Consider the following 4,245-nt stretch of genomic DNA (forward strand, 5'->3'; position numbering starts at 1 on the left):
TTTGTATTTCTCCAATTAATGGATATGATGGCTTGAGCACCAAGCAATATGGCATGCTGATAGATGGCTGGTGTATCATAGCCTGTATCCATAATGTAATATGATGGTTTGAATAAGTTTTCATAATCTTCTTTAAGCTTATTCATGAGTGGTATTGCCATTACCATATCTGCTATATTTGCAGGGGTTATGATATACCCTAATGGTATACCGCTTGTTGTATCAACTACGGCGTGCATCTTCCAGCCAAACCATTTTATCATATTACCGTTGGTATCTTGCTTGGCACCCCAGTGAGGAAACTCAGGATTGTTTTCCGGTATCCTCGATTTTGGTATAGCATGCTCAAAAGCATCAATTTTTGATGCATCAATAGAAACGTGAGTACCATCAATAAGTCCCAAGGTTTTAGCTCTACGTACCATTCGGCGAAAAGTCTTTTCAAGCACATTTGTTTTAGAAAGCTTTTCAATAAATCTTGAAAAAGTTGCTGCACTGGGTGTTTTACCAACAGCATCAAAACCACAGGTTACTCTTAAAACAGGGTCGGTTTTTAACCTTTTAACCAATGCCTTAACGGTAGGAAGTTGTTCAATCTGCATTGCAAGCAAGGCATTGAGCAAGCTGGAATATGAAAAACCTTTAGGACCTCGCTTGCTGGCATCAATTTTAAAAGCTTCAAGCATAATTGAATAATCAACAAATGTTAAAATAGCTTGTAATTTTGTTAATGGTTGAATTTCTAAAATTTGATCTAAAGTAAATAATGTTGTTTGCCGATACATAATTCGTAGTTTACTCCTTTCTGTGGATTATTTGGACGAATTATTTATCGGATTGGGGTAAACTATTTTTTATACCCTTTTCTAATCCTTTGATTTCAAGGGTTAGAAATTATGAAATTAACTCTGTAGATTAATATAATATAAACCTATTATATTATAATAACTATACTATATCTATTTAATGTAATACTTAAATAAATATGATAGAACAAAATAAACTATTACCCCTATAATAATTCCTAATATAACACCCTTTTTTTCAGATATAAAATTAATCATATTATTTTCCTCCAGTCATTATGCTCTGTACATTTTTATGCGCCTACTGTAGGCGCATAAAAATGTTAAGATTTTAGTTTCCAAAAATCTGATAATAACTAGAACTTTTAAACTGATTAAGGCCTGCTTCTCTATTTACCTTAGCTTCTGAGCTATTAAAGGCTTCTTTTACTGCATCTATCCCAGTAGCAACCCAGTCTCCCCCACTTTTTCCAGTAGTAGATTTTAAAATGCCATCTGCAACCCATCCTACGGCAACACCAATAGCTAACCCTGCTACAAAACCAACTCCACCATTAACAGAGTCCATTTCATCATGGTTCAGCTCAACAAAATTATTATTCAAAACTAATGCATTTGTCATTTATATGACCTCCCTCTCCTAAAATTAGTTTGTTGTAAGGGCTAAAGCCCTTTGTTTTTAGGCCTTTTGGGCCAATTTATATATGAAATTCCTCCACATTATTGTATAATAGTTGGACAAATAATATTTTCACAAAAATAGGAGGAATTTCAATGCTTACTAACTTCAAATTGTTTGAAGATAATTTTTTTGATTCTTATAAAGATTTTGTAGATGGTAAACCCATCGAAAACCCTTTTGAATACGCTATGAACTGCTCTGATGAAGATTTAGATAAAGTTGCTGATTATTTACTTGAGCTTTATTCTAAAATCCCCGAGTCTTACTACAAGAATTTTAAAATTGATATCAGCAATTTCTATCATCAGAATAAGCAGCTTTCTTTTACTACTGTTGAGGTTCTTAACAAAATTACCAAGCTATTAGCTACTAAACGTTCTAAGTTTGTAACTAACCTGGCTATTTTAACTTGCTTTGATTACTCATTTTTAGAGTATATCATTGGTGAAAATCCTAACTTCAAAGCTAATGCTGAAAGATTTAAAAAATCTAATGATGAAGTTGATTCTGTTTATTATTCTAATATCACCAAATTTAAAAGAACCTTGTTAAGATCTCTTGAAAACCTTGATAGCAATAGAGACGTTGAATCTTTTTTATATAGATCTGCTGACATGGCTGTTGCTTGTGGTCTTGAGCCTGACTGCATTCCTAATCAATCAATAATATCAAGATACTTTCAGTTAGGTTCGATATCTACTCTGCTGACAAAGGTTATGATTCTACTAAAAACAACTCCTTTGTGGCTTATGACCTTGATGCTAATCCTGCTATCCCTTGTAGGGATATGGAGAAAAAATCAAATATTGATTTTATTGAGTACAAAAATGGTGTTCCTCACTGCAAATATTGTAAGCAACCATTTAAATCTAATGGAAGAGACTTAGAAGCCGGTTTTAGACTTTGGAATTGTCCTAATGTTTCCAAAAGTTTTGAGTGTGAATTCCTTGAGCTTTGTAACCCTACTTCTAAAAATCTTATTCGCACTCATAAAACACCTCTTGATAATATTAGAAAACATGGTACAGAAGGTTTACCAAAGTACTCCAAAGAGTGGAAAAAAGCCTACAACCTGAGAGTTATTATTGAGCAGGTCTTTAGTGAACTTAAATTAAATTTTAATCTTGATCACTTAAATACCTTCAAACTCTCTTTCATATTCTCCTATGTCTGTTGTAGCCTGATTACTTACAACTTATCTGTTCTTGTGAAAGAACTTGTTATTAGATAATTATCCAAATAGGAATTATGGTTAATATTTCCATCCTTTCGTCAAGGGTCTATTTGCCATGCCATTTTTTAATTTTCAAGGTTCACAGAAGCATTGCTATTCCTAATTTCTCTTTTATTTCTGCTGTTTTTAGTATACTTTTCATTAACCTATTAATATCGTGCATTATTTTACACTAGCCTTGCAACAACCTATTGTTTATAACTTCTTCCATTCCCCGGGTAACTTCAGAATATATATCAACCATAAAGACTGTTTTATGCCGGCAATTCCAGTCCTCATGGTTAATATCACTATTACAGAACAGACGGATTAACTCCAACATATACATAAACTTGTATATCGTCAAGTTCCTGTGCAGAGCTAGATCCCTTTACATTGACATTTATTCTATCAAGTATTTTATGCAACGCATAGCATTGTTTGGTTATAGTTGTTAATACTTTATTCATTATGAATTTACCATATCTTGTTCAAATTATCAACCTATGGATTTCCATAGTATTTCAGGATTCAGGGTATTAGTTTAAGACGTGCAGCCATTGCGGCTGCTTCGGTGCTTGAGTTTACGTTTAGTTTTTCAAAAAGTACTTTTTTATGATAATCCACGGTACATTCTTTTATTTTTAGTGCAATTGCTATTTCTTTTGCCGAGAGTCCTCTTGTTATTAGCGTCAGGATTTCCATCTGGCGTTTTGTCAGCTTGACAGAAGACATATCTATAATATATTGATTAAGCTGCTTTTTGTATTTGTCTATCAAATAACTGGGTAAAATTTTTGTAATGGCTACAAATTCTTTTTTCATTTGTGTATTTATGGTAGATATGTCGAGATATCCAATGATCTTGTTATTCATCAATATCGGCGTACAAAAACAATGCCAGCATTTAAAAAGACTGCAGTAATGCTGTTCCGGCAGTATATATATGGATTCGCCTGTATCCATGGCCATGGATACGGCATTGGTCCCGCAGCTTTCCACGGCAAAGGACATACCCGGCTTGATTTGGGATTGTTTAACGTGCTGTTCTATATCCTTGTTGTAGTAAATATCCAGTAAAATGCCCTGTGCATCGGTTAATAGGAAGAGAAATGCTCCGGTAAGATGAGCTTTAAGTTCTGTAATGCAGGTTTTAAATGTAGAGATGAGCATTTTGTTTTGGCTGCATATAACTTTGAATTGTTGTGGTGTCACTTTTATCACAGGAAAAACGATGTCTTTGGACAAACCTATGCTCTTGCACCGCTGCCATGATGCCAATATTTTCTTTTCCATGATATTGTCCTCTCAATTCCGTCAGCTATCTTAAGAACAAAATTTGACATGATTATATACCATTAAACATTATACATAAATGTAAAAAATAATTATTTTTGAATTATTATAGCATTTCTCTTATTAATTATCAACAAAGAATTGCATGGAATGATAGGCAATTTTATAATCATTATGTTCAGACACAGACAGGGGACCAAGTAAATTGTCTGCCAATTTTTCTCTAAAACTTATAGAGATAACAGACA

At 33.3% G+C, this 4,245-nt stretch carries 5 protein-coding genes; 1 reads left to right on the forward strand and 4 read right to left on the reverse strand.

The annotated features are described in order from the left end of the window. Together CIB29_RS15480 and CIB29_RS15485 are read right to left on the reverse strand one after the other, a co-directional pair. Positions 1 to 785, reverse strand: a 785-nt coding sequence (locus CIB29_RS15480) for a transposase (RefSeq protein WP_157910332.1), incomplete at its 3' end; no start/stop codon positions are given. Between the two features lie 352 nt (positions 786 to 1,137). Beyond that, the gene (locus tag CIB29_RS15485) at positions 1,138 to 1,428 is read right to left on the reverse strand and encodes a class IIb bacteriocin, lactobin A/cerein 7B family (RefSeq protein WP_094551270.1); all 291 of its coding nucleotides are present in this window, start codon (positions 1,426 to 1,428) and stop codon (positions 1,138 to 1,140) included. An 802-nt stretch (positions 1,429 to 2,230) separates the two neighbouring features. On the opposite strand from CIB29_RS15485, the gene CIB29_RS19685 reads away from it, so the two are divergent. Next, complete coding sequence (locus tag CIB29_RS19685) at positions 2,231 to 2,719, forward strand: transposase (protein ID WP_423241312.1); 489 nt, start codon at positions 2,231 to 2,233, stop codon at positions 2,717 to 2,719. Between the two features lie 175 nt (positions 2,720 to 2,894). On the opposite strand, the gene CIB29_RS18995 is transcribed toward CIB29_RS19685, so the two are convergent. Both CIB29_RS18995 and CIB29_RS15495 read right to left on the reverse strand, forming a co-directional pair. Beyond that, positions 2,895 to 3,050, reverse strand: a complete 156-nt coding sequence (locus CIB29_RS18995) for a hypothetical protein (RefSeq protein WP_198543924.1) — start codon at positions 3,048 to 3,050, stop codon at positions 2,895 to 2,897. Between the two features lie 182 nt (positions 3,051 to 3,232). Then, entirely contained in the window at positions 3,233 to 3,997 is a 765-nt protein-coding gene (locus CIB29_RS15495) for a LuxR C-terminal-related transcriptional regulator (protein WP_094551274.1), read from the reverse strand. Between the last annotated feature and the right edge of the window lie 248 nt (positions 3,998 to 4,245).

It is taken from the genome of Petroclostridium xylanilyticum (genome assembly GCF_002252565.1).
In the GTDB taxonomy this organism is placed as follows: domain Bacteria; phylum Bacillota; class Clostridia; order SK-Y3; family SK-Y3; genus Petroclostridium; species Petroclostridium xylanilyticum.

Excerpts from the sequence above, each read along its gene's own strand:
- CIB29_RS15485 (WP_094551270.1), bottom strand. The coding sequence starts at position 1,428 with ATGACAAATGCATTAGTTTTGAATAATAATTTTGTTGAGCTGAACCAT.
- CIB29_RS18995 (WP_198543924.1), bottom strand. The coding sequence starts at position 3,050 with ATGTATATGTTGGAGTTAATCCGTCTGTTCTGTAATAGTGATATTAAC.
- CIB29_RS15495 (WP_094551274.1), bottom strand. The coding sequence starts at position 3,997 with ATGGAAAAGAAAATATTGGCATCATGGCAGCGGTGCAAGAGCATAGGT.